General features: G+C 65.2%; 19 protein-coding genes. 6 read left to right on the forward strand and 13 right to left on the reverse strand.

Annotated elements, in window-relative coordinates:
• Positions 1-51: 51 nt before the first annotated feature.
• Positions 52-1,371, reverse strand: a complete 1,320-nt coding sequence (locus QX135_RS23860) for a mechanosensitive ion channel family protein (protein ID WP_315812564.1) — start codon at positions 1,369-1,371, stop codon at positions 52-54.
• A 209-nt stretch (positions 1,372-1,580) separates the two neighbouring features.
• Between QX135_RS23860 and QX135_RS23865 the strand changes: the two genes are divergently transcribed.
• Entirely contained in the window at positions 1,581-3,374 is a 1,794-nt protein-coding gene (locus QX135_RS23865) for a potassium/proton antiporter (RefSeq protein ID WP_316177509.1), read from the forward strand.
• Between the two features lie 3 nt (positions 3,375-3,377).
• Here QX135_RS23865 and QX135_RS23870 read toward each other — a convergent pair whose 3' ends face one another.
• The gene (locus tag QX135_RS23870) at positions 3,378-3,896 is read right to left on the reverse strand and encodes a hypothetical protein (RefSeq protein WP_316177506.1); all 519 of its coding nucleotides are present in this window, start codon (positions 3,894-3,896) and stop codon (positions 3,378-3,380) included.
• A 175-nt stretch (positions 3,897-4,071) separates the two neighbouring features.
• Positions 4,072-5,013: a penicillin-insensitive murein endopeptidase gene (gene mepA, locus QX135_RS23875; RefSeq protein ID WP_316177868.1), complete on the reverse strand. Its 942-nt coding sequence runs from the start codon at positions 5,011-5,013 to the stop codon at positions 4,072-4,074.
• A gap of 392 nt (positions 5,014-5,405) precedes the next feature.
• On the opposite strand from mepA, the gene QX135_RS23880 reads away from it, so the two are divergent.
• Positions 5,406-7,625: a putative bifunctional diguanylate cyclase/phosphodiesterase gene (locus QX135_RS23880; RefSeq protein ID WP_315775627.1), complete on the forward strand. Its 2,220-nt coding sequence runs from the start codon at positions 5,406-5,408 to the stop codon at positions 7,623-7,625.
• Here the strand turns inward: QX135_RS23880 and ftrA are convergent.
• On the reverse strand, positions 7,599-8,630 hold the full coding sequence (ftrA, locus tag QX135_RS23885; RefSeq protein WP_316177504.1) for a transcriptional regulator FtrA: 1,032 nt from the start codon (positions 8,628-8,630) through the stop codon (positions 7,599-7,601). The two genes, QX135_RS23880 and ftrA, sit on opposite strands and share 27 nt — an antisense overlap.
• A 97-nt stretch (positions 8,631-8,727) precedes the next feature.
• Between ftrA and QX135_RS23890 the strand changes: the two genes are divergently transcribed.
• Positions 8,728-9,126: a rhodanese-like domain-containing protein gene (locus QX135_RS23890; protein WP_316177501.1), complete on the forward strand. Its 399-nt coding sequence runs from the start codon at positions 8,728-8,730 to the stop codon at positions 9,124-9,126.
• A gap of 18 nt (positions 9,127-9,144) precedes the next feature.
• On the opposite strand, the gene QX135_RS23895 is transcribed toward QX135_RS23890, so the two are convergent.
• From QX135_RS23895 to lepA, 3 genes are all read right to left on the reverse strand, one after another.
• On the reverse strand, positions 9,145-11,112 hold the full coding sequence (locus tag QX135_RS23895; RefSeq protein ID WP_316177499.1) for a methyl-accepting chemotaxis protein: 1,968 nt from the start codon (positions 11,110-11,112) through the stop codon (positions 9,145-9,147).
• 420 nt (positions 11,113-11,532) lie between these two features.
• Complete coding sequence (locus QX135_RS23900; protein ID WP_315812560.1) at positions 11,533-12,459, reverse strand: hypothetical protein; 927 nt, start codon at positions 12,457-12,459, stop codon at positions 11,533-11,535.
• Positions 12,460-12,532: 73 nt separating this feature from the next.
• On the reverse strand, positions 12,533-14,344 hold the full coding sequence (lepA, locus tag QX135_RS23905) for a translation elongation factor 4 (protein ID WP_315775624.1): 1,812 nt from the start codon (positions 14,342-14,344) through the stop codon (positions 12,533-12,535).
• Positions 14,345-14,460: 116 nt separating this feature from the next.
• Between lepA and QX135_RS23910 the strand changes: the two genes are divergently transcribed.
• On the forward strand, positions 14,461-16,065 hold the full coding sequence (locus tag QX135_RS23910) for a glycosyltransferase family 39 protein (protein WP_315812559.1): 1,605 nt from the start codon (positions 14,461-14,463) through the stop codon (positions 16,063-16,065).
• A 47-nt stretch (positions 16,066-16,112) separates the two neighbouring features.
• Here the strand turns inward: QX135_RS23910 and QX135_RS32460 are convergent, their stop codons facing one another.
• The 6 genes from QX135_RS32460 to QX135_RS23935 all read right to left on the reverse strand — a co-directional run bounded on the left by QX135_RS32460 (position 16,113) and on the right by QX135_RS23935 (position 20,864).
• Complete coding sequence (locus QX135_RS32460; protein ID WP_409999345.1) at positions 16,113-16,646, reverse strand: putative immunity protein; 534 nt, start codon at positions 16,644-16,646, stop codon at positions 16,113-16,115.
• Between the two features lie 87 nt (positions 16,647-16,733).
• The gene (locus tag QX135_RS23915; protein ID WP_315734997.1) at positions 16,734-17,063 is read right to left on the reverse strand and encodes an HPr family phosphocarrier protein; all 330 of its coding nucleotides are present in this window, start codon (positions 17,061-17,063) and stop codon (positions 16,734-16,736) included.
• Positions 17,060-17,461, reverse strand: coding sequence for a PTS sugar transporter subunit IIA (locus tag QX135_RS23920; protein WP_315734995.1), 402 nt, complete (start codon positions 17,459-17,461; stop codon positions 17,060-17,062). The genes QX135_RS23915 and QX135_RS23920 overlap by 4 nt, the downstream gene beginning before the upstream one ends.
• 195 nt (positions 17,462-17,656) lie before the next feature.
• Complete coding sequence (locus QX135_RS23925; RefSeq protein WP_315734992.1) at positions 17,657-18,118, reverse strand: HPr kinase/phosphatase C-terminal domain-containing protein; 462 nt, start codon at positions 18,116-18,118, stop codon at positions 17,657-17,659.
• Entirely contained in the window at positions 18,115-19,920 is a 1,806-nt protein-coding gene (locus tag QX135_RS23930) for a sensor histidine kinase (protein ID WP_315734990.1), read from the reverse strand. Before QX135_RS23930 ends, QX135_RS23925 begins: the two co-directional genes overlap by 4 nt.
• A 242-nt stretch (positions 19,921-20,162) precedes the next feature.
• Positions 20,163-20,864: a response regulator transcription factor gene (locus QX135_RS23935; protein WP_006611449.1), complete on the reverse strand. Its 702-nt coding sequence runs from the start codon at positions 20,862-20,864 to the stop codon at positions 20,163-20,165.
• Between the two features lie 214 nt (positions 20,865-21,078).
• Here QX135_RS23935 and QX135_RS23940 point away from each other — a divergent pair, with 214 nt between their 5' ends.
• Positions 21,079-21,804, forward strand: coding sequence for a HugZ family protein (locus QX135_RS23940; RefSeq protein ID WP_315735716.1), 726 nt, complete (start codon positions 21,079-21,081; stop codon positions 21,802-21,804).
• A gap of 608 nt (positions 21,805-22,412) precedes the next feature.
• A complete protein-coding gene (locus tag QX135_RS23945; RefSeq protein WP_315734988.1) occupies positions 22,413-24,026 on the forward strand; it encodes a phosphoenolpyruvate carboxykinase in 1,614 nt (537 codons plus the stop codon).
• The last annotated feature ends 73 nt before the right edge of the window (positions 24,027-24,099 follow it).

Genomic DNA, 24,099 nt, shown 5'->3' on the forward strand with positions numbered 1-24,099 from the left:
AATGATCGTGCCGGCCGGTGCAAGCCGGGTGTGCACGGCCGGATCTGCCGCCTAGCCGGTCGGCACCTCCAGCGTGGTCTCCACCGGCAGCGCACCGCCGCGAACGCGAAGCTCTCGCACCGGATACGGCACCCTGATGCCCTCGCGCTTGAATGCCTCCCACAGCGCCAGCATCACCTCGCTCTTGACGCTGTCCATGTAGCTGGGGTCGGCGATCCATGTGGTCAGCGAGAACTTCATGCCGGCCTCGGTGAACTCGGTCAGCAGGCAGTTCGGCGCCTTCGATTTCAAGGTGCGCGGCGTCTCGGCCGCGATCTCGGTGGCGAGCTTGCAGACGACCCTGGGATCGGCGTCGTAGTTGGTGCCGAAATTGACCTTCACCAGCGTGTTCTTGTCGGTGTAGGTCCAGTTGGTCACCTTCTGGGTGACAAGGTCCTCGTTCGGGATCAGGAACTCGCGGCCGTCGCCGGCGGCGACCGAGATGTAGCGCGTGTTCATCGCGCTGATGCGCCCCGAGCTGTCGCCGATGGTGACGAGATCGCCCGGCTTCACCGATTTGTCGGCCAGCAGGATGATGCCGGCGACGAAATTGGCGACGATGCGCTGCAGGCCGAGGCCGATACCGACACCGGCGGCGCCCGAGAAGATCGCGAGCGCCGACAGGTTGATGCCGACCGCGCTGATCGCAATCGCGACGCCGAGGATCATCAGGCCCATGCGGACCATCTTGATCAAGAGCACCTGGATGGACGGTGTCAGGTCGGTCGAGCGGGTGATGCGGCTCTCGACGAAATTGCTGGCGATGTTGGTCAGCCACAGCACGCCCAGCAGCAGCACGCCGAGCTTGATCACCAGCAGCGGCGTCAGCCTGAGGCCGCCGAGCACGACCGAGATGGAATCGAGCGCGTCGACCACGTTGTCGAGCTGGCCGATGATGCTGAGCGCGGCGACCAGCCAGGCCGAGATCGACACGATCTGCACGATGAAGGTGCTGCGGATCACCGAGGTGATCAGCCGGATCACGAGCCAGGCCAGCGCCAGCTTGAGCGCGACGGCGAGCAGGTAGCTGCGGCTCGGCCAGGTCCACAGCAACATGCCGGTGCGGGCGATCCGCATCAGGATCACGAACACGACCGTGGCGACGCTCTCCAGCAGCACCCGTAGCAGCTGCCGCAGCGGGCCCGGCCAGCCCATCGCCAGCGAGGTCATGTCGATGCGCGCGCGCACGGCGGCGCGTGCCGCAAAGGCAATGCCGGCGCCGCTCAGCACCAGCCCGAGTTGAAGATAGAACCACGGCGAGGTGACCTCGGCGCCGATCGAGCGGCCAACGGTCTGCAGGAATTCGAGAACGTCTTTCAGGTCGAGGTCCATCAGCGGGGTCTCGGAGGGGAACAGTGGCGCGGGTTGGCGGGATCAGCGGGATTTAGTTCGTGTTCGTCACGGGCGATTGCCGCGAAATATACCCCGAACACGGCCAAGGATGGAAAAATGGGCATATCGCCGCGATAGGAGCAAATCCGGTTGGCGTGCAAGTGTGGCGACGATAAGGATGTAAAACTCGGATTCATCAGCGTTTTTTCATGACATCCCTCGACGCCGTCAGCATTGCCATCCTCCTCGGTGCGGTCCTCGTTATGGCCGGTATCCTGTCGAGCCTGCTGGCGCTGCGCTTCGGCGCACCGCTGCTGCTGGTGTTCCTGGTCATCGGTATGCTGGCGGGCGATTCCGGCCCTGGTCATATCGAATTTCAGGACGTCCGTACCACCTATCTGGTCGGCTCCGTCGCGCTGGCGCTGATCCTGTTCGACGGCGGCCTGCGCACGCGCTTCCAGAGCATCCGCACCGTGCTGGCGCCCTCGATGGTGCTCGCCACCGTGGGCGTGCTGATGACCGCGTTCATCACCGCGCCGGTGGCGAAATATGCCCTCGACCTCGGCTGGACCGAGGCGATGCTGGTCGGCGCCGTCATCGCCTCGACCGATGCCGCGGCCGTGTTCCTGCTGGTGCACGCCCAGGGCTTGCGGCTGCGCCCGCGCGTCGGCGCCACGCTGGAGGCGGAGTCCGGCAGCAACGATCCGTTCGCGGTGTTCCTCACGCTGATGCTGGTCGAGCTGATCTCGGTCGGTCACGGCTCGTTCGGACATTTCGCGTTCGAGCTGGTCCGCGAAGCGGTGCTCGGCACGCTGTTCGGCATCGTCGGCGGCCGCCTCGTCGTCATCGGCCTCAACCGGGTGGCGCTGCCGCAGGGTCTGCACGCGCCGTTCGTGACCACGGCCGCTTTGGTCATCTTCGGCATGGCGCAGATCGCCCACGGCTCCGGCTTCCTCGCGGTCTATCTCGCCGGCCTCATCGTCGGCAACCGTCCGACCCGCGCGCACAACTCTGTCGTCACCTTCCTCGATGCCGCGACCTGGCTCGCCCAGATCGTGATGTTCGTGCTGCTCGGGCTGCTGGTGTCGCCGCAGCGGCTGCTCGACAGCCTGCTGCCGGCGATCGCTGTTGCACTGATGCTGATGCTGGTGGCGCGACCTGTCGCGGTGTTTCTCTGCCTCTATCCGTTCCGCTTCAACTGGCGGGAGAAGGCGTTCATCGCCTGGACCGGCCTGCGCGGCGCGGTCGCGATCTTCCTCGCCTCGATCCCGCTGCTGGTCGGGCTGTCCAAGGCCTATCTCTATTTCGACGTCGCGTTCGTGGTCGTGATCATCTCGCTGCTCGCGCAGGGCTGGACGCTCGGCGTGGCCGCGCGCAAGCTGCACGTGGCGCTGCCGCGCACCGATCGGGGCCCGCGCCGCATCGAGCTCGATCTGCCCGGCCAGCTCGAGCAGCAGCTGGTCGGCTATTCGATCCGCTCCAAGAGCCTGTACTTCCGCCGCGGCCTGATCCCGTCCTGGTCGAAGCCGACGCTGGTGATCCGCAACGAGCAGATTCTGTCGCCGCCCGAGGCCGAGCCGATCGCGCCGGGCGACTATCTCTATCTGCTGGCACCGCCGGAAAAGGCCGAGTCGCTCGACCGTTTCTTCGTCGACATGCCGCCGTCGGCGGCGCCCGACCCGCATCTGCTCGGCGACTTCATGGTCTCGGCCGAGCATACGCTCGACGAGGTCGCCGGCATCTATGGCGTCAAGCTCGACGAGGGCGAGGACAAGCTGACGCTCGCCGACTATTTCGACATTCACCTCGACAACGCGCCGAGGGAAGGCGCGACCGTGGCGCTCGATACCATCGTGCTGGTCGCTCGCTCGATCTCCGGCGGCCGCGTCAATGTGGTCGGCCTGCGCCTGCCGGAGGACGAGGAGGATGTGCCGGTGCTGACGCGCAAGGAGCGGATGAAGCGCAGGCTGGCCAGTGTCTGGTCGTCGGTCGCGGGGGTGTGAGCGTCATTCTGCCGCCGGCAGGACGGCGATCGAGATCGTATTCTCCGGCGCGCCGCTGACCTGCAGCACGAGGGGCTGCGATCTCAGTTCGTACTTCATGGTCTTGCGGATGCCGTCGCAATCGGTGGCGCCGCTGAAGCCGGCCGGCTTGAGGATCTTGCCGTCCTGCACGACGTCGATCCAGGCCGCGGCTGATAGGCTGATCGTGTACACGCCGGCTTTGGGCGCCGCGGTAATCCGCGCGAGGCCGGCGAAAGTGCCGTCCTTGGGCGCGCGTTCCGGCGGCACCGCCAGCTTGGCCTCAGCCGCCGGACGCAGCTCCAGCACGATGCCGGTCGCAGGGATGGTGGCGACCTCCACACCCGATGCGAGCTTCTCGCGGTCGGCTGCGGTCAGGGCGGCACGCTCGCGCGCGATGTCCCATTTGAACTTGTCGCAGCCGCTCGGCTCGGCGGCGAGCGCGACCGTGCTGGCGGCCAGCGTGAGGAGGAGGGCAGTCACGGCGGGACGGATCAGGATCATGACGGACTCGCTACCGTTACGCCGCGCAGCAACCCGCGGCATTTCGATACCGCGATAACAGGAGGTGGAGGGACCGTCATCCCCTTCGATCGTCGCGCTCACGGTGCGAGCGCCGTCATCCGAGAGCGATCCAGCCGCTCCTGCGACTCCTTCGTCGTGTCGGCTTTCGGTCGCATCAATTCTTGGCGTCCGGCGCATGCAGCACCGCCCGGCAGCCAGGCGGCAGTTGCGCCATCGTGATCGGTTGCGGCGGCTTGGGCGGCTCTTTCGGCGGCGGCGGATGCAGCACCGCGTCCGAGAACCAATAGTCGAGGTCGCCGCAGCCGTCGCCGCCCTCCTGGTCGGTCTGGCCATGACAGTCCGGGTTGCCCGGCGGGCACACCATGCGGATGTGGAAATGATAGTCGTGACCCCACCACGGTCGCACCTTGGTGAGCCAGCTGCGGTCCCCCCTAGCGTCACGGCACAGCGCCTTCTTGATCGCAGCGTTGACGAAGATGCGTTGCACCGACCGCTCCTGCGCGGCGGTGCGGATCACGGCGAGGTGGCCCTTCGTGAACACGCGCGGATCGACGTCGAGGCGATCGGGCCGCACCATCATGACCGCCGACATCTCCTCGCGCTCGTTGCGCGACAGCCGATGGTCGGGCATGGGCGTCAGCCAGATGTCGGCGTCGAGCCCGATCTGATGGCTGGCATGGCCGCTCAGCGCTGGCCCGCCGCGCGGCTGGCTGATGTCGCCGACCAGGATGCCGGGCCAGCCGGCATCCTTGTGCGCGCGGGTCGCCAGCCGTTTCAGCAGCGCGATCAGGTTGGGATGACCGAAATTGCGGTTGCGCGACAGCCGCATCACCTGCCAGCCCTCGCCATTGATCGGCATTCGCTCGGCGCCGGCGATGCAGCCGCGATTATAGGTTCCAATCACCTTGGTCGGTTGCGCCGACGGCAGGATCCTGCGGGCGAACAGCTCCTTGGCCGGTGTATCCGGATCGTCCGGATGCGCCAAGGGCGGCAGGGTCTTCGGCTCGACGCTGCCCTTGTCCTGGGCATGGGCCGGAGCCGTCGCGGCAATGACGGCCGAACTGATGATGGCGACCAGAATCAGGCGGACATGCATGGAGCGAGTGTAGCGGCTGCCGACCGGTCGAGATGTCCAATTCTGCGTCACGTCAGGCATTCGAGCCACTTTAACCTGACTTTAACCCTGCTGCCGGATTGGCGGAACCGGCTGAACACGGCTCAATTGCGTGAGTTCGTTCGGTAAATGAACACCGTGCGCGGGGCCATTGCACGGTATGCGGGTCTTTTTTGGTCTGCGGCAACCGACGTCACTTATCGCTGGTTGTACCGCAGCCCTTGGTTGATCCTCTGCGCAAGTCTCAGCTCTCCAAATACGCGAGTGCATCTGCCTGTTCCCGTAACCAGTGGCTGTCGTGCCCTGCATCAAGATACCATTTTTTCAGAAACGTGGCCGAAAACTGCTCGTCGAGAAGGAGAGTGAGGCACGCAATGCGGCCCGTTCGGCCACCCACGGCAAAAAAGCGCAATCGCGTGCCAAGCGCCCGCGATGCAATTCACCCGGTCAAGCCGAGCCCGAAATTGCGGCGGCACAACCTGCGCAACCTCGGCCCCGTCGATGAGAGCGCGGGCAAGTGCGCCGAAGTGGCGATGGCGGAGGCGAAGAAGGCGCATGATCGTCTCATCGAAGCGATCGACATTCTTCCCGAGGGGATCGTGTTCCTCGACGCCGACGGCCGCTACATTCTCTGGAACAAGAAATACGCCGAAATCTACAACCGCAGCTCGGACCTGTTCGAAGCCGGCGCGCGGCTGCAGGACACCATCCGGGTCGGCGTGGCGCGGGGCGATTATCCGGAAGCCGCCGGGCGCGAGGAGGAATGGATCGCCGAGCGGCTGGAGAGGCTGTTCCAGCCGAGCGGCCGCCACGAGCAGAAATTGTCCGACGGCCGCACCATCCTGATCGAGGAGCGCCTGACCGGCGATGGCGGGATCGTCGGCCTGCGCGTCGACATCACCGAATTGAAGCAGCGCGAGGAGTCGTTCCGCCTGCTATTCGACGGCAATCCGGTGCCGATGATCGTCTGCGCGACGGATGATGGGCGCGTGCTCGGCGTCAACGAAGCGGCGGCCCAGCATTACGGCTATAGCCGCGCCGCCTTCGAGCGGCTCGGCATCCGCAACCTGCAGGCCTATGAGAGCGAGCCGCCCTGGGCCGGCGAGCAGTCCGGCGAGGAGCAGGCGGCGCGCACCTGGAAGCATGTCCGCGCCGATGGCGCCCTGATCGATCTCGCGATCTATTCACGCCATCTCGTCCACAACAGCCAGCCCGCCGTGCTGCTGGCGCTGATGGACATCACCGAACGCAAGCGCGCCGAGGCGCGGCTCGCCTTCCTGGCCCAGCACGATGCACTGACCGGCCTGCCGAGCCGCAACCTGCTGCGCCAGAAGATCGATGACAAGCTCGCCCAGATGCGGCGCGGCTCCGAGAAAATCGCCGTGCTGGTGCTCGGCCTCGACCATTTCAAGTCGATCAACGACACGCTGGGCCACGCCGTCGGCGACCGGCTGCTGCGCGGGGTCGGCAAGCGGCTGCGCTCGATCCTGCGCCAGGAGGACATCGTCGCCCGTCTCAACTCCGACGAGTTCGCGGTGGTGCAAGGCGGGCAGGCACGGCCGGAGGATGCGGCCCAGCTCTGCCGCCGGCTGTTGCAGGCGATCGCCGATCCTTATCTCATCGACGGCAGCTCGGTGACGATCGGCGCCACGATCGGCATCGCCATGGCGCCGAACGACGGCGACGATGCCGAGAAGCTGCTCAAGAATGCCGACATGGCGCTGTCGCGTGCCAAGAACGAGACGCGCGGCACCTTCAGCTATTTCGAACCCGGCATGGATGCCCGCGCGCAGAGCCGGCGCAAGATCGAATCCGAGCTGCGCGAGGCCATCCAGCGCGACGTGCTGCAGCCGCATTATCAGCCGCTGATCGACCTCTCGACCGGACGCATCACCGGGTTCGAGGCGCTGGTGCGCTGGCCGCATCCCGAGCGCGGCATGATCCCGCCGTCGGAGTTCATCCCGGTCGCCGAGGACACCGGCCTGATCTCGGCGCTTGGCCGCGCGATGCTGCGCCAGGCCTGCAGCGACGCTGCAAAATGGCCGGACGACGTCCGCGTCGCCGTGAACATGTCGCCGCTGCAGTTTCGCGTCGGCAACGTGCTGTCGCTGGTCATGGACGTGCTGAAGCAGTCGGGCCTGCCACCGAGCCGGCTCGAGCTCGAGATCACCGAGACCCTGGTGCTTGAAAAGAGCGGCCAGGTGCTGGCGACCCTGCATGCGCTACGCGCGCTCGGCGTCCGCATCTCGATGGATGATTTCGGCACCGGCTATTCCAGCTTGAGTTATCTGCGCAGCTTTCCGTTCGACAAGATCAAGGTCGACCAATCCTTCATCCGCGATCTCGCCGCCAATCGCGAGGCGCAGGCGATCGTCCGCTCGATCGTCAGCCTCGGCAAGGGGCTCGGCGTCATCATCACGGCCGAGGGCGTCGAGACCGAGGCCGAGCTGCGCTGCCTGCGCGCCGAGGGCTGCCATGAAGGGCAGGGTTATCTGTTCAGCCGGCCCCGGCCCAATGTCGACATCGTCCGGCTGTTGCAGGCGCAGCGAGATGCCATGGACGGTGCCTCATCTGGCAACGCGCTGGTGGCTTGAGCGAGCGACGCTGGCTGATGTCGGGCGCGCCTCGAAGCGCCGGCGATACGCCGCGGGCGATGTTCCGACGATGCGACGGAAAGCGACGCGAAACGTTTCGAGCGACCGGTAGCCGCACTGCGCCGAGATGTCCGCCAGGGAGAGCGTCGCAGTCTCCAGCAGCTCCCGCGCCCGCGCCATGCGCTCCTGCTGCAGCCAAGCCGCAGGGCTCGCGCCGGTGCTGTCCTTGAACGACCGCAGCAAAGTCCGCTCGCTCATCCCGGCGCGTTTTGCCATCGCGCTGATCGCAATCGGCTGCGCTAGTCGCGCCCGTGCCCAGTCCATGACCTCGCCGATCGTCCGTCCCGGGCGCGCCTGGACCGGTGCGACAACGTACTGCGCCTGCCCGCCGTCCCGGTGCGGCGGCATCACCAACCGCCGCGCAACGGTGTTCGCAACCTTGCTGCCGAAATCACGCCGGACCAGATGCAGGCAGGCGTCGATGCCCGCCGCGCTGCCGGCCGAGGTGATGACGTTGCCCTCGTCGACATAGAGCGTGTCCTCCTCGACCTGAATGCGGGGGTAGAGCCGCTTCAGGTCGGGGATGTGCCGCCAATGCGTCGTGGCGCGTTTGCCGTCCAGCAGGCCTGCGGCTGCGAGCACGAACACGCCGGAGCAGATCGACAGGCATCGCGCGCCGCGCGCAGCCGCCTGCGAGATGGCGCGCAGCAGGCGCTCGGGCGGCCGCTCGGTGCGATCGCGCCACCCCGGCACGATGATCGTGCGGGCGTCCTTCAGGCGCGAGAGCGGCGCGCCGGCCTCAACGACGATGCCGCCGATCGCGCGTGACCGCCGTCCCTCGGCCGAGACCACCTTGAACCGATACCAGGAGAAATCGAACTCCGGCCGCGGCAGTCCGAACACTTCGACCGCGATGCCGAACTCGAACGTGCACAGCCCGTCATAGGCAATGACGGCGACGAGGCCGGGATCCTGACGATGGCTGCTGGCTGCGGCTGGAGGCATTGGCGGAAACTTACCGGACTTTGTCGGATCCGTCACTTGGGGCGCCGGGCATCTCGGGCGAGCTTCGGGTCTGTTTACATCACCGAATGGAGACCCAATGACCACGCATGTTACCGAAGTACCCGCCGCTCCCTCAGCGCTGGCGCTCCAGCATTTCGAGACGATGCTCGGATTCGAGACCGATTGCTGGGACGTTCACGAGAGCCTCCGCGCGGCCGCTCCGGACTTCATCCTGGTCGACGTCCGCGGCCCGGCCTCGTTCGCGAAGGGCCACATCGCGGGCGCCATCAACATTCCGCACCGGACCATGACCGCGGAGCGGATGGCAGAGTATCCGAAGACCGGGCTTTTCGTCGTCTACTGCGCCGGTCCGCATTGCAACGGCGCCAACCGGGCGGCCATCCGCCTCGCGCAGCTCGGGCTGCCGGTCAAGATGATGATCGGCGGCATTGCCGGCTGGCTCGACGAGGGCTTTGCGCTCACGCCGGGCGGCTGAGCGCAAGCGGCCCGCCAGCTACGCGGCCTTGCGCAGGCCGGCGAGGAAGGTGTCGACGCTCTTGAACAGGTCGTTCGCACGCTTGCCGAGGTCGCGCGTGGCGACCATGACGTGGTCGGCGAGCTGGCGTGACTGCTCGGCTGCGTCGCTGGCGCCGACGACGTTCTGCGACACCTCGTTGGTGCCTGACGCCGCCTGCTGGACGCTGCGCGCGATCTCGCGCGTCGCCGAATCTTGCTGCTCGACGGCGGCGGCGATCGTCGCGGCAATGCCGCTGATCTCCTGGATCGTTGTGCTGATGCCGCCGATGGCGGTCACGCAGTCGGACGTCGCGGCCTGGATCGAGCTGACCTGGCCGGCGATCTCTTCCGTCGCCTTGGCGGTCTGGCCGGCCAGCTCCTTGACCTCGGCGGCCACGACCGCGAAGCCGCGGCCCGCCTCGCCGGCACGCGCCGCCTCGATGGTCGCGTTGAGCGCCAGCAGGTTGGTCTGGCTCGCGATCGCGTCGATCAGGCGCAGCACGTCGCCGATCCTCTCGGCGGCTGCGGCGAGGCTGCCGACCATCTCGGTGGTCTGGCGCGCCTTGACGACCGCGGCATCGGCGACCTTGCTGGAATGCGCGACCTGGCGGCCGATCTCGGTCACCGAGGAGGCGAGCTCCTCAGAGGCCGCAGCGACGGTCGACACGCCGCTCGAGGCTTCCTCGGATGCGGCAGCGGCGGCCGCTGCGCGCTGCGAGGTGCCGTTGACGCTGACGGTGATCTCGTGGACGACGCGCTCCATGTCCGCCGTGGCTTTGGCCACCGAGGACACCACGCCCTTGACGTCGGCCTCGAACCGGTCGGCCATCTGCCGCTGCAGCGCCTGCTTCTCCTGCTCGGCGCGCTGTTGCGTCGCCTCCTGCGCCTCGCGCAGGCTGGCCGTCTCGATCATGTTGCGGCGGAACACGTCGACCGCCTGCGCCATCGTGCCGAGCTCGTCCTTGCGCTGGCCGCCGGGGATCGCGACCTCGGTGTCGCCGCTCGACAGCCGGTGCATGACGGCGGTGATCGCGACCAGCGGCCGCGAGATGCCGCGGGCGACGAACAGCGCGACGATGACGGCGAGCAGCAGGATCACGACCGTGCCGATGATCAGCTGCTGCTGCGCGCTGCTGGCTGCGGCCTCATAGGCCGTGGTGTCCTTGATCAGCTCGAGCACGGCGATCGGGTCGCCGGCGTAGTTCCTGATCTGGCCGGCATAGACCGCGGCGGGCTTGCCGGCCAGGGTGGCGTCGCGCAGCAGCGCCGTGCCCTTGAACACCGCGAGCACCTCGTCCGGCGTGGCGACGACATCGTCGCCGAACGTCGACGACAGCCGCTTCGGCTGCCCGTTGTCGATCCAGTAGACCGCGAGATCGATGCCGAAGCGCTGCTTGGCGCGCTCGACGAATTCCTTGCCGAAGGCGGCGCCGACGTCGACGGTCGCGATCACCTTGCCGTCGCGCACGATCGGCGTCATCCCGAAGATGCCGAGCGACAGCCGGCTCTGCTCGACGCCGGCGATCAGGCGGCCGGTCTGGTTGGCCTGCACCACGGTGATGCGGCGCTTGGAGGTGTCGTCGCCGAACACCTTGGGCTCGTGCACGCGATAGAAATTGGTGGCCGGCGGCGCCCATACGTTCACCAGCGGAATGCCTTGCGCCTTCAGCGATGTCATGGCGCCGCCGAGCAGGGCGCCCAGCGCGTCGCGGTCGCCCTTGAGGTAGGCATCGGCGATCGGCGGCAGCGCCGCCAGGGTGGAGCTGACCGCCAGCGCGGCGCGGCCTTCATAGTCGATGCCGGCCGACACGCTGTCGAACTGCAGCTTGAGTTGCTGCTCCAGCGCCAGCCGGGTCAGGGCGCGCTGCTGGATGACGGAGAAGGTGCCGAGCACGGCACAGGCGATGGCGACGGTGAGCGAGAGCGCGACGATGAGGCGGGCGGAGATGGACCGGAGGCGGGACATTCGGGGCATTCCTTGCTTTGCAGCAAGGGTCCCAGAATACCATTAAGGAACGAATACCGTGATTCTACGGGGGCGCGGATTGTTGATCATCCTTACGGACATCCCCTCCTCTCCGCGCGGGTTGCAGGGCCGTGATTGCTTCTCACTGGTCCACACGTCGTCCGTACGCGAGTGCAATACCTCTGAAACGAGCGTGTAGGCTGTGCCTTTATATCGGGCTCGCGCCAAGGGCGAGTGCCACCGCGCGCTGTCGTGGCGCTCCTGGGATTGATGTTGTCGGGCTGCGCCGGGCAGGGCGGCAGTCCGTCAGAGCAGTCGGCTGGCGCGAATGCGTCTCCGACCGCCGATCCGCTCGATGGCGAATGTTGGAGAAGGGCGCGTCTGATCTCGTTGCCCAAAATCAACAAGCCGCTCAAGAGCTCACTTCAGTCCGTAGTACCGCAATGCCGCTTCGGTCAGCACATTAGTAGCAACAGCCATTCCTGCTTTCCAGGTTCCGTCGGCAGCTTTGCCAATGTTCTTCACGATCCACCCCTTGGCCCTAGGCCCAAACGGCTCAGCTTTGCTATCTGGCTTCTCGGAAGCAATAACCGTGGCTAGTTCTTGCGCGTCCGATTTCGCTATGCCTGCCTTTGTCAACGTGTTTACGAAAGCATCTCGGTCGCCTGCTGAATTGTTGAAAGAGAATAGAGCGTTGTCCCCAGTGTTCGAAATTGATGTTACATTGCCGTTGATTACCTGGTGCGTAATCTGTGTCACTCGATCATGATCCTTGCTGAATTGATTTGTCGGCGAGATACCCAAGCCAATCTCGACCGCATCAGGAACTGACTTTTCCAACTGGATAGTCAGTTCGAGAATCTTGGCTCGAACAACGTTCTGTATTTCTACCAGAGCCCCGGCCGATATTATGCCGGTTACGCTGTTGCAGGCATAATCTTCGTATACGTTACCTTGTAGCAGAAGGATCAGGTTTGACGCATTGATATGCAGAGTCTGTCCTGGGTCTTGCTCTGCACCTACAAGTTTATCGATGCCTGCGATGCTTTGGCGCATGTGGCTGAAATTCCAGCTGGCGCCCGCAAATTTCTCAATTAAGTACGGAGGTATGGGAGCATTCTGCATTCCGCTCCCAAACGGACCTGTAAAGGTGGCTTTGTAAGCTATCGGGATCTTTCTGTAGTCCGGTAAATCAATATCGGAAGGGTAGCCCTCAGACTCGTGTTTGACCCATTCCTCAAGAGTCTCGCTACCTAAACGTGATGCTAGAAGACGCAGCTTAAGCAGAATTGGACCTAACGGCTTTCCTTCGACTAATGATCCTTGAATATCCCTCAATAAACTCATTATTGGTCTCCCGATCTCTAACGACGGACTTATCTAAGGTAGCACGCCGGTTGTGTCGGGACACCACACTGCCTCAGCTATCCACCTTGAGCGCGGCGATGAAGGCTTCCTGCGGGATGTCGACCTTGCCGAACTGCCGCATCTTCTTCTTGCCTTCCTTCTGCTTCTCCAGAAGCTTGCGCTTGCGCGTGATGTCGCCGCCGTAGCACTTCGCGGTGACGTCCTTGCGCAGCGCGCGCACGGTCTCGCGCGCGATCACCTTGCCGCCGATCGCCGCCTGGATCGGGATCTGGAACATGTGCGGCGGGATCAGGTCCTTCATCTTCTCGACCATGGCGCGTCCCCGGCCTTCGGCGCGGGTCCGGTGCACCAGCATCGACAGCGCATCGACCGGCTCGTTGTTGACGAGGATCTGCATCTTGACGAGGTCGGCCGGCTTGTAGTCGGTCAGGTGATAGTCGAACGAGGCGTAGCCCTTGGAGACCGATTTCAGCCGGTCGTAGAAGTCGAACACCACCTCGTTGAGCGGCAGGTCGTATTTGACCATGGCGCGGCTGCCCACGTAAGTGAGCTCCTTCTGATTGCCGCGGCGGTCCTGGCAGAGCTTGAGCACGCTGCCGAGATATTCGTCAGGCGTCAGGATGGTGGCCTCGATCCACGGCTCCTGGATCTCGGCGATCTTGACCACGTCGGGCATGTCGACCGGGTTGTGGATCTCGATCTCCTCGCCGTCGGTCAGCTTCATCTTGTAGATGACGCTTGGCGCGGTCGCGATCAGGTTGAGATCGAACTCGCGGGAGAGGCGCTCCTGGATGATCTCGAGGTGCAACAGGCCGAGGAAGCCGCAGCGGAAGCCGAAGCCGAGCGCGGCCGACGTTTCCATCTCGAAGGAGAAGCTGGCGTCGTTGAGGCGGAGCTTGCCCATCGCGGCGCGAAGGGTCTCGAAATCATCGGCATCGACCGGGAACAGGCCGCAGAACACCACAGGGATCGCCGGCTTGAAGCCCGGCAACATCTCCGTCACCGGCTTGCGGTCGTCGGTGATGGTGTCGCCGACGCGGGTGTCCGCCACTTCCTTGATCGCGGCGGTGATGAAGCCGACCTCGCCGGGGCCGAGTTCGTCGACCTGGGTCATCTTCGGCGTGAAGAAGCCGACGCGCTCGACGTCATAGGCCGCACCCGTGCCCATCATCCGGATGCGCTGGCCCTTCTTCATCACGCCGTCGACGATGCGCACCAGCACGACGACGCCGAGATAGACGTCGTACCAGCTGTCGACCAGCAGCGCCTTCAGGGTGGCGTCGCGATCGCCCTTCGGCGGCGGCAGCCGGGTGACGATCGCCTCCAGCACGTCGGGAATGCCGAGGCCGGTCTTGGCCGAGATCATCACGGCATCGGAGGCATCGATGCCGATGACGTCCTCGATCTGCTGCTTGATCTTCTCGGGCTCCGCCGCCGGCAGGTCGATCTTGTTGAGGACCGGGACGATCTCGTGGTTGTTGTCGAGCGCCTGGTAGACGTTGGCGAGCGTCTGCGCCTCGACGCCCTGGCTAGCGTCGACCACCAGCAGCGAGCCCTCGCACGCCGCCAGCGACCGGGAGACTTCGTAGGCGAAGTCGACGTGGCCGGGCGTGTCCATCAGGTTGAAGATGTAATCCTTGCCGTCCTTGGCGCGGTAGCGCAGGCGCACGGTCTGCGCCTTGATGGTGATGCCGCGCTCGCGCTCGATGTCCATCGAATCGAGCACCTGCTCCTTGCCCGCCATCTCGCGGTCCGACAGCCCGCCCGTCATCTGGATCAGGCGATCGGCCAAGGTGGACTTTCCATGGTCGATATGGGCGACGATGGAGAAGTTACGGATGTTGGGAATGGGGACGGTCGTCATGGGTCGCGCAGATAGCACCCCGAGCCCCCAACCAGCAACCATATTGCTGAATTTCCAGGGCCTTTCTTCACGGCAAGCTGATTCCCCGGGCGCTGAAAACAGGCTACCGAGGGCGGATGTCGAGTACCTCTCTCCCGCCTCTCGCGGCGCGCATGCGCGGCCGTTTCGGACCGCGGCGGATCGCCGCCTGGCTGGTGGCGCGCGCCACGGCGCCGGCAACGTCGATCTGGGTCGTCATCGGCTTCGCGGTGGTCCACGCGGTGCTGTGGACGGCGATCCTCACCAATCTGAAGGCAGCGCAGGACGTCCACATGGACGTCGCCGAGGCCTATGCCTGGGGCAGCCGCTTCCTGCTCGGCTACGGCAAGCATCCGCCGCTGTCGGGCTGGATCGCCGGGCTGTGGTTCGCAGTGTTTCCGATCAAGGACTGGGCGACCTATGCGTTGGCGATGGCCGTGAATGGCAGCGGCCTCGTGATCGTCTGGCTCGCGAGCCTCAAGGTGGTCGACCGCCGTCGCGCCTTCTTCGTCGTGGTGATGGTCGCGCTGTACCCGATCTTCAATTTCAAGGGCTTCAAGTACAACGCCGACCTGGTCCAGCTGCTGACCCTGCCGCTGTTGGTGCTGGCCTATCTCAACGCGTTCGAAAAGCGCAGCGCCGCCTCCGGCCTGTGGCTCGGCCTCGCCGGCGCGGCGGCGCTGATGACCAAATACTGGGTGCTGACCATGATCGGCGCCATCGGCCTTGCGGCACTGCTGCACCCGGAACGGTTGCGCTTCCTGGCGTCGCCCGCGCCGTGGGTCGCGATCGTCACCATGCTGGTGGCGATGATCCCGCATCTGGTGTGGCTGTGGCGGGTCGATTTCGTCGCCATCACCTATGCCGGGGATGTCTATACGCTGTCGGACCGCGGCCGGGCCGCCGAGCTCGTGCTCGGCTATGTCGGCCACAATCTCGCGCTGCTCGCTTTGCCGGTCGTGTTGGCGGCCCTCGTGTTGGCCTGGCCGCCGCGCTTTGCGTTTCACAACTGGCGCGGCGGTCCCAATCCCGGCGTGAATGTGAGCCAGGCGATCAATGTCTGGCTGGTGCAGGCGATCGTCGCCGTCGGGCCGCCGCTCGGCGGGCTCGCTTTCACGATCTACATGAAGACCGATTGGGGCATCTCGCTGTTCTTCCTGGTGCCGCTGGCGCTGGTCGCGATCCCCGCGCTGCGGCTGCGGCGGGTCATGGTGCCGCGGCTCGCCGCTGTCTGGCTGGTGCTGTCGCTGCTGACGCTGGTCGCCTCGCCCTGGATTGCCCGGCGCGAGATGGCCGCCAATCCGAACGGCGCCACCGGCTATGGCGCCCGTTCGGAGCTGGCGCGGGAGCTGACCAAGGCCTGGCACGCCCGGTTCGGCTCGCCCTGGCCCCTCGTGGCCGGCTTTTCCGAGATGAACACGCCGATGACCTTCTATAGCCCGGACCACCCGCGGCCGTTCACGGTGCCCACCACGGCGGAGGAGACCTGGAGTTCCGGCCTGAGCACGCTGGAGGACCTCAAGCGCGAGGGATTCATCGGCATCTGCGACACCACCGACAACCGGATCGCGGCCTGCGAGGCCTGGATGGCCAAGGAGGCGCCGAAGGCCGAGCCGCTGGTGATGACCACCCAGCGCTTCTTCCACGGCCAGGCGGGTCCTGCAATCGTTTGGAGGGTGTATATTCAGGGACCGGGGAGATAGCTCCGCTGCCGTCCCGGCCAAGCGCTCCTGCGCGCGAGGCCTCCCGATCACCGGAGCAGGGTATCGAGCTGGCGGATCAGCTCTCCGACCCGGCCTCCGCCGGGCGGTGGACAAGGATAACGTCTGAGGACGTCCACGACCGCTTGAGAAGCAAGAAGCCGTGATCGCGCGAGGTAGTCAGCGCCGACGGCGGGAACGTCTCCGGCTGAGATTTCGAAAGCTCGCGCCGCGTGGCCGGCAGCTCCGAGGATGTGCTTGACCTGGGAAGGGTTCGGGAGGGGATGAAGGAAGCCCGCGCCCGCCGCGGCGAGGGCAGCGCGAGCGGCCTCATAGGCCGCGCGCAACCCCTCATCGCGGGCCTCGATTGCCGCCCGCTGCGCCGCCCACGCGCTATCCCGTAGGGATTTGCTCCGATTCCCACCGCTCGCAAAGCTTCGGGCGGCCTGTATTGCGGCTCGTGCACGAAGATCATCCGGTCGGTCGCATTCGAAGATCGCCAGCGCGGGAAGTGCAGAGAGGGCTGCGTATTCAGCCACGGCTCGCAGGTCTGCCTCGCTCAGCCGAATAGCGCTATTGGACATGCCATCCTTACCGCGTCGCTATGCGAGGATAGGCGCACATCGGGTAGAATGCCCATTGCTGCAGGCAAAGCGAGGTTCGGGAGTCCCTCACACGCCTTCTTCGTGGAACTTGTCGTTCACCAGGTCGGTGATCGCCTGCAGCGCGGCCTCCGCCTCGGGCCCGGTGGCGGAGACCAGAATCTTGGTTCCCGGCGCCGCCGCCAGCATCATCAGGCCCATGATCGAGCGGCCGCCGACGGTCTCGCCGCCGCGCGTCACCCAGACCTCGGCCTGGAACTTTTCGACCATCTGCACGAATTTCGCCGAGGCCCGCGCGTGCAGGCCGCGCTTGTTGGTGATCAGCAGCTCTCGCGAGAGGGCTCCGGCAGGGACCGCCGGGCCGGCGACGTTGTCCTGCGGGGCGTCCTCGTCGCTCATTTGCCGGCGAGCACGCGGCTGGCGATGGTGACGTATTTGCGTCCTGCCTCCTGCGCCATGGCGATGGCGTCGGGCAGCGAGCGCTCCTCGCGCACCTTGGCGAGCTTCACCAGCATGGGCAGGTTGATGCCCGCGAGCACCTCGACCTTGGGCCGGCTCATGCAGGAGATGGCGAGGTTCGAAGGCGTGCCGCCGAACATGTCGGTGAGAATGGCGACACCGTCGCCGGTGTCGACGCGGTTCACGGCTTCGATGATGTCGCTGCGACAGAGATCGGAATCATCGTCGGCGCCAATCGTGACTGCTTCGATTTGTTTTTGAGGGCCCATGACGTGTTCCAGCGCCGCCTTGAACTCGTCGGCGAGGCGCCCATGGGTCACCAGTACCAGGCCAATCATCGGATACTCCTCGCGGGCGCCTTGGGTGCACCGCACGAACGCGCCACTTTGACCATCCGGAGCCCCCGCGCAAGAGGGCATATTCATGAGCCTCCCGGATTCTGGCATACAGAATGGGAGCTGGCGGCGGTCTAATCGGTCGCGATAGTGGGGCTGATATGGTTACCAATTTGCTCCACACAATCGGCCGAAAGATTACCGGAACATGAAAGTCGGAGTGGTAATAAGCTCCGCTACAACCAAAGGGAGGGGTGGAAAACCCGGCCCAACCGGTATGCGTGGCAATTTGATACCGTTGAGATGAATGCGAAGCGATTCGGCGTTCGGCAGGCGGGCGGCATCCTCGGCCATCAGGTCGACCACCAGCCCCAGTTTCGCCTCCGACACATGGTCGCAGGCGCGGATTCCAAGGCCGCGGATCTCGATCAGTCCGGCCAGAGCGGGTGCGGGACTTACCCACATTTCCCCGCCGCGTGTGGCGAGATGAACACGGTCGTCGCCCACCAGAACCGTCGGCGGCAGCTGTCCCGCGCGTCCGGCGAGCATCAGATCGAAGGCGAGACGGGATTTGCCGGACCCGGAGGGACCCCGGATCAGGACGGCCAGTTCCCCCACCTGGACGGCAGACGCATGGATGCTCGCCGCTTCGTTCGTCACGACGCCGGCAGCCGGACGATGAAGCGGGCCCCGGCCGAGGTCGGATGTCCGTCGGCGTCGACAGGGCCGGGCCGGTTCTCGGCCCAGATCCGCCCGCCATGGGCGTCGATGATCTGCTTGGAGATCGATAGGCCCAGGCCGGAATTCTGGCCAAAGCCTTGGTGCGGCCGGTCGGTATAGAACCGCTCGAAGATGCGCTGCAGGGCGTCCTCGCGAATGCCGGGACCGTCATCATCGACCGTGATCTCGATCTCCGAGCGCACGCGCCGGCAGGTGATGCGCACCTTGCCGCCGGCGGCGGAGAACGACTGCGCATTCGACAGCAGGTTGGAGATCACCTGGCCGAGCCGCGAATCATGACCGGGCACCGAGAACGTGTCGTTGGCGCCGCGGCCCTCGAACCGGACCTCGACGGCGACGTCGGTGCCGAGCTTGGTCTCGTTGGCGACCGAGGTCAGCGTGTTCAGGAGGCGGCGCAGATCGACCAGAGTCATGTCCTGGCGCTGCAGCTCGGCATCGAGCCGGCTGGCGTCGGAAATGTCGGAGATCAGCCGGTCGAGCCGCTTCACGTCGTGCTCGATCACGGCGAGCAGGCGGGCGCGGCTGTTGTCGTTGCGCGCCAGCGGCAGGGTCTCGACCGCCGAGCGCAGCGAGGTCAGCGGGTTCTTGAGTTCGTGGGCGACGTCGGCGGCGAACATCTCGATCGCCTCGATGCGGTTGTAGAGCGCGTCCGTCATGTCGCGCAGCGCGCCGGAGAGATGGCCGATCTCGTCGCGGCGGCGGGTGAAATCGGGAATCTCGACGCGGGTCTTGATGCGGCGGCGGACCCGCTCGGCACTGTCGGCGAGCCGGCGCACCGGCCCGGCGATGGTGCTGGCGAGCAAGAGCGACAGCACGATCATGACCGCGGAGGCAACACCGCCGACCTTCAGAATGGCGAGACGCTCGGCGGTGACCATCTGATCGATGTCGTCGCCCTGCGTCGACAGCATCAAGGCGCCGTGGATGGTGCGCGAGCGCTGCACCGACACCGCGACCGAGACGATGACTTCGCCGCGCGAATTGACCCGGACCATGCTGCGCTTCTGGCCCTTCAGCGCGTCGGCGACTTCCTCGTAGCCGTTGCCGTTCTCGGGGCCATATTCGCGGTACAGCGGCAGGTCGCCGCGATTGAGCCAGGTGCGTACCGAGATCAGCGCGCGCTCGACGAAGCCGGGCTTCTCGCTCGACGGCGGTGGCAGGTCGAAGCGCAGCACGTTCTCGAGATTGCGGCTATCGAGCAACAGGCCGCCATTCGGGTCATAGATGCGTGCGCGGGTCTTGGTCGGCGAGATCAGCGTGCGCAGCACCGGCGCGACGCGTTCCGGATTGATCGGGAAGTCGAGCGGCGAATATTCGTCCGGCGCGCCGTAGCTCTCGCCGGGCTTGAGATCGAGCAGGCGCTCGGGATCGATGGTGATGGTGTTGGTCTGCACCGTGGCCGAGGCGGCGATGGCGCCGGCGATGATCTCGGCCTGCACCAGAAGGCTCTGCGCGCGGGCATCGATCAGTCCGGCGCGGAACTGCGACAGGTACAGAATGCTTGCAACCAGTGCGAGCAGGCCGGCGATGTTCAGCGAGACGATGCGGCGGGTGAGGCTCGAGAACGACAGTGCGAACAGGAACTGTCCGGCGCGGCGCAGCCAGCTCAGCGGACGCTGCCAGCCGGAGACCTGCGGGGTCTCGTCCGCCGCCTCGGACGCGATCGTCGCCGCGGCGTCGTGGGCATTCACGGCTGGGTCAAGCTGCGTGCGATCGAGCAATGTGAGTGCTCCGATTCCGAATTTCGTAGGGGTCGTGCGGCGAATTCCCGTGAGAACTCGACTTGCCGCACCCGAATTCGCCGCAACAATGGCCCCGTTCCGGCATCTGCGCTCGGACAAACGCGCAGGAGGCGTAGCCTATCCAATCGAGACCGCGACGTCAGCGCGCAATTTCGCATGACGTCGCGCAAGGCAATGCTTCAGGTCCCTTGCTTCAGGGCCAGGGCTTCAGAGCTATCGTTTCAGGTTTCCTTGAAGCGATAGCCGACGCCGTAGAGGGTCTCGATCATCTCGAACTCCTCATCGACCATCTTGAACTTCTTGCGCAGCCGCTTGATGTGGCTGTCGATGGTGCGGTCGTCGACATAGACTTGGTCGTCATAGGCCGCGTCCATGAGCGCATTGCGGCTCTTGACCACGCCCGGACGCTGCGCCAGCGCCTGCAGGATCAGGAACTCGGTGACGGTCAGCGTGACCGGCTCGTTCTTCCAGGTGCAGGTGTGACGCTCCGGATCCATGCGCAGCAGGCCGCGATCGAGCGCCTTGGCGTCGTTCTCCTTCGGCAGCGCCGTCGGATCCTTCGGCTGCGAGCGACGCAGCACGGCCTTGACGCGCTCGACCAGCAGGCGCTGCGAGAACGGTTTGCGGATGAAGTCATCCGCACCCATCTTCAGGCCGAACAGCTCGTCGATCTCCTCGTCCTTGGAGGTGAGGAAGATCACGGGCAGGTCGGACTTCTGCCGCAGCCGCCGCAACGTCTCCATGCCGTCCATGCGCGGCATCTTGATGTCGAGGATGGCAAGGTCGGGTTGGCTGGTCCGGAATCCGTCGAGCGCCGATGCACCATCGGTATAGGTCATGATGCGATAGCCTTCGGCCTCGAGCGCGATCGAGACGGATGTCAGAATGTTGCGGTCGTCATCGACCAAGGCGATTGTGGGCATGAGCCTGCTTTCAGAGTCTGGTTAGCCGAGACACGAGAATCGAGCTAAGGGCCGCATAACTGGGCTTCGAACATGGTCAACGAGCAATGCAAGCTGGGCTGAAGTGTGACCGAGTTCCACAAATAGCATGGCAAAGTTTGTGCCCCGCCCAAGTTTGTGGTCCGTTTAGCCGAAAAAAGGCCTTCATTGCAACTGCTTGGACGAGGGAAAGATGATGTCTGCGAGCTTTAACCCTAACCGCGTGACGCATTCCCTGCTGCGCCGGAGCCGGCAGGGCGCACTTGCAACCTTGATGGTTGGCTCGGGCGATCCCTACTGCTCGCTGGTCAATGTCGCTACGGCGTCCGATGGTGCTCCGATCATCCTGATCTCGCGATTAGCCGTGCACACCAGGAATGTACTTGCCGATTCGCGCGTGTCGCTGATGCTCGATGAACGCGCGCCCGGCGATCCGCTCGAAGGTTCGCGCATCATGCTGTCGGGAAAAGCCGAGCAGGCCAGCGACGACAATCGCGAGATGCTGCGCCGTCGGTATCTCAATGCGCATCCGTCTGCTGCGGACTACGCGGATTTCGCCGACTTCTCGTTCTTCGTGATTCGCCCGTCAGGCACACATCTCGTCGCCGGATTCGGCCGCATCGTCGATCTCAAGCCCGAGCAGTTTCTCACGGATATATCCGATGCTGACGAACTGATTCTGGCAGAGCAGGGCGCCGTCGATCACATGAACGAAGATCATCGCGAGGCGCTCGCCCTCTACGCGACGACGCTGCTCGGCGCCGAAGCCGCGGAGTGGCGGTGTAGCGGCTGTGACCCGGAGGGATTGGATCTGATGGCCGACGGCAGGACGCTGCGGCTGGAGTTTCCCGAGCGCGTGACCACGCCCGGGGCATTGCGCAAGATGCTGGTGAGGCTTGCTGACGAGGCACGCGCGAAGTGAGGTGTAGTTCGAGCGGGCTTTGATGGCTGTGCTCATCGTCTCGTGACGAAAGACCGTGAAGTTCACCCATGAACGCAGTTTGTGGTGAAGCTCGATGTGCACGCTCCCTGCCCAGCAGAAGGTGAGCGCCGCGCAAACCCATGGCGTGGGCGCGAGTGAGCTCGTTGACGTCGCGGCCGGGAGAATCGGATTAAGTGATCCCGCAAGCGCGAGACAATCGTGAATGGAAGCTGGCTGATCGGGTGGGCGACGACACGGCTAATCACCGACGCATTTCGTCGCTCGGTCTTCGCTTGCCCACGCGAATTCGTCGATTTGAGCGTCGTTCGTCGTTCTCGTGAAACCCAACCGCGCTGATATATCTGTTGCGTTGCAGCATCTCGGCGGAGCGCAGGCGGCTGCCGCTGGAATGTGCATGACGCGGCAAAACATGAGCTACGTGCATCACGGCTTGCCAATAACCAATTGGGCCGGATCGTCTTGGCAAGACCAGCGTTGATCAGTATTAGGTCGGCGACCGCGCTTCGATAAGGCGATGTAACGGCAACGGTCACCGCGCAACGCGCGCGACTGCGCGCAACAGATGCGGGCTCTCAGGAGGGATCTTCGTGCAAGAGACGGGTATTCGCAACGGCGCCTTCGGTGCCGACAAGTTCGGCTTAAAGAACCTCAAGCAGGTGCACTGGAATCTCGGCGCTCCTCAGCTCTATCAGTATTCGCTGGCGGCGGGCGAGGCTGTGCTGTCGGCCGACGGAGCGCTGTGCGCGGATACTGGCGAGTTCACCGGTCGCAGCCCGAAGGACAAGTTCACGGTGCGCGACGCCTCCACCGAAAAGATGTGGTGGGCGGGCAACCAGGCGATCACGCCCGAGCAGTTCGAGGCGCTGCATCAGGACTTCATCAAGCACGCCGAAGGCAAGACCCTGTACGCGCAGGACCTCTATGGCGGCGCCGATCCCACGTTCCGCATCAAGACGCGCGTCTTCACCGAGCTCGCCTGGCACTCGCTGTTCATCCGCACCCTTCTGATCCGCCCCGAGACCATCGAGCTCGACACCTTCGTGCCGGAGCTCACCATCATCGACATGCCGAGCTTCCGTGCCGATCCGAAACGTCATGGCGTGCGCTCGCAGAACGTCGTCGCGATCGATTTCACCCGCAAGATCGTCCTGATCGGCGGGTCTTATTATGCCGGCGAGATGAAGAAGAGCGTGTTCACGACGCTCAACTACTATCTGCCCGAGCGCGGCGTGATGCCGATGCACTGCTCGGCCAATGTCGGGCCGAAGGGCGACACCGCGGTCTTCTTCGGCCTGTCCGGCACCGGCAAGACCACGCTGTCGGCCGATCCGAACCGCACCCTGATCGGCGACGACGAGCATGGCTGGGGTCCGTCCGGCGTGTTCAATTTCGAGGGTGGCTGCTACGCCAAGTGCATCAAGCTGTCGAAGGAAGCCGAGCCGCAGATCTTCGCGGCGTCGACCCGCTTCGGCGCCGTGCTCGAGAACGTCGTGCTCGATGAGGATACGCGCGTTCCCGATTTCGACGACGGCTCCAAGACCGAGAATACCCGCTCGGCCTATCCGCTTGACTACATCCCGAACGCCTCGCGCACCGGCCGCGCGCCGCATCCGAAGAACGTCGTGATGCTCGCCGCCGACGCCTTCGGCGTGCTGCCGCCGATCGCAAAGCTCTCGCCGGCGCAGGCGATGTACCACTTCCTGTCCGGCTACACCGCCAAGGTCGCGGGCACCGAGCGCGGCTTGGGCTCCGAGCCGCAGCCGGAATTCTCGACCTGCTTCGGCTCGCCGTTCCTGCCGCTCGATCCGTCCGTCTACGGCAACATGCTGCGGCAGCTGATCGCCGACCACAATGTCGACTGCTGGCTGGTCAACACCGGCTGGACCGGCGGCAAGTACGGCACAGGCTCGCGCATGCCGATCAAGGTGACGCGTGCGCTGCTGACGGCGGCGCTCGACGGCAGCTTGCGCAACGTCGAGTTCCGCACCGACAAATATTTCGGCTTCGCGGTGCCGACCGCGCTACCGGGCGTGCCGACCGAGATCCTCGACCCGGTCAATACCTGGAAGGACAAGGCCGAGTTCGACAAGACTGCGCGCGCGCTGGTCGGCATGTTCCAGAAGAACTTCGCCAAGTTCGAAGCCCAGGTCGATGCCGAGGTCCGTAACGCCGCGCCGGATCTGAAGCTGGCGGCGGAGTAGGGCTGCAAACGTCAAGGGGGCGGTCGCGTTGCGGCTGACCCCACATTTTCCCGCTCCGCCCCGTTCAATGCAC

The organism is Bradyrhizobium sp. SZCCHNR1098 (assembly GCF_032489375.1).
GTDB lineage: Bacteria > Pseudomonadota > Alphaproteobacteria > Rhizobiales > Xanthobacteraceae > Bradyrhizobium.

Bases quoted from the DNA above. Each gene is read 5' to 3' on its own strand.
- QX135_RS23860 (WP_315812564.1), bottom strand. From the start codon at position 1,371: ATGGACCTCGACCTGAAAGACGTTCTCGAATTCCTGCAGACCGTTGGC.
- QX135_RS23865 (WP_316177509.1), top strand. From the start codon at position 1,581: ATGACATCCCTCGACGCCGTCAGCATTGCCATCCTCCTCGGTGCGGTC.
- QX135_RS23870 (WP_316177506.1), bottom strand. From the start codon at position 3,896: ATGATCCTGATCCGTCCCGCCGTGACTGCCCTCCTCCTCACGCTGGCC.
- mepA (WP_316177868.1), bottom strand. From the start codon at position 5,013: ATGCATGTCCGCCTGATTCTGGTCGCCATCATCAGTTCGGCCGTCATT.
- QX135_RS23880 (WP_315775627.1), top strand. From the start codon at position 5,406: ATGCGGCCCGTTCGGCCACCCACGGCAAAAAAGCGCAATCGCGTGCCA.
- ftrA (WP_316177504.1), bottom strand. From the start codon at position 8,630: ATGCCTCCAGCCGCAGCCAGCAGCCATCGTCAGGATCCCGGCCTCGTC.
- QX135_RS23890 (WP_316177501.1), top strand. From the start codon at position 8,728: ATGACCACGCATGTTACCGAAGTACCCGCCGCTCCCTCAGCGCTGGCG.
- QX135_RS23895 (WP_316177499.1), bottom strand. From the start codon at position 11,112: ATGTCCCGCCTCCGGTCCATCTCCGCCCGCCTCATCGTCGCGCTCTCG.
- QX135_RS23900 (WP_315812560.1), bottom strand. From the start codon at position 12,459: ATGAGTTTATTGAGGGATATTCAAGGATCATTAGTCGAAGGAAAGCCG.
- lepA (WP_315775624.1), bottom strand. From the start codon at position 14,344: ATGACGACCGTCCCCATTCCCAACATCCGTAACTTCTCCATCGTCGCC.
- QX135_RS23910 (WP_315812559.1), top strand. From the start codon at position 14,461: ATGTCGAGTACCTCTCTCCCGCCTCTCGCGGCGCGCATGCGCGGCCGT.
- QX135_RS32460 (WP_409999345.1), bottom strand. From the start codon at position 16,646: ATGTCCAATAGCGCTATTCGGCTGAGCGAGGCAGACCTGCGAGCCGTG.
- QX135_RS23915 (WP_315734997.1), bottom strand. From the start codon at position 17,063: ATGAGCGACGAGGACGCCCCGCAGGACAACGTCGCCGGCCCGGCGGTC.
- QX135_RS23920 (WP_315734995.1), bottom strand. From the start codon at position 17,461: ATGATTGGCCTGGTACTGGTGACCCATGGGCGCCTCGCCGACGAGTTC.
- QX135_RS23935 (WP_006611449.1), bottom strand. From the start codon at position 20,864: ATGCCCACAATCGCCTTGGTCGATGACGACCGCAACATTCTGACATCC.
- QX135_RS23940 (WP_315735716.1), top strand. From the start codon at position 21,079: ATGTCTGCGAGCTTTAACCCTAACCGCGTGACGCATTCCCTGCTGCGC.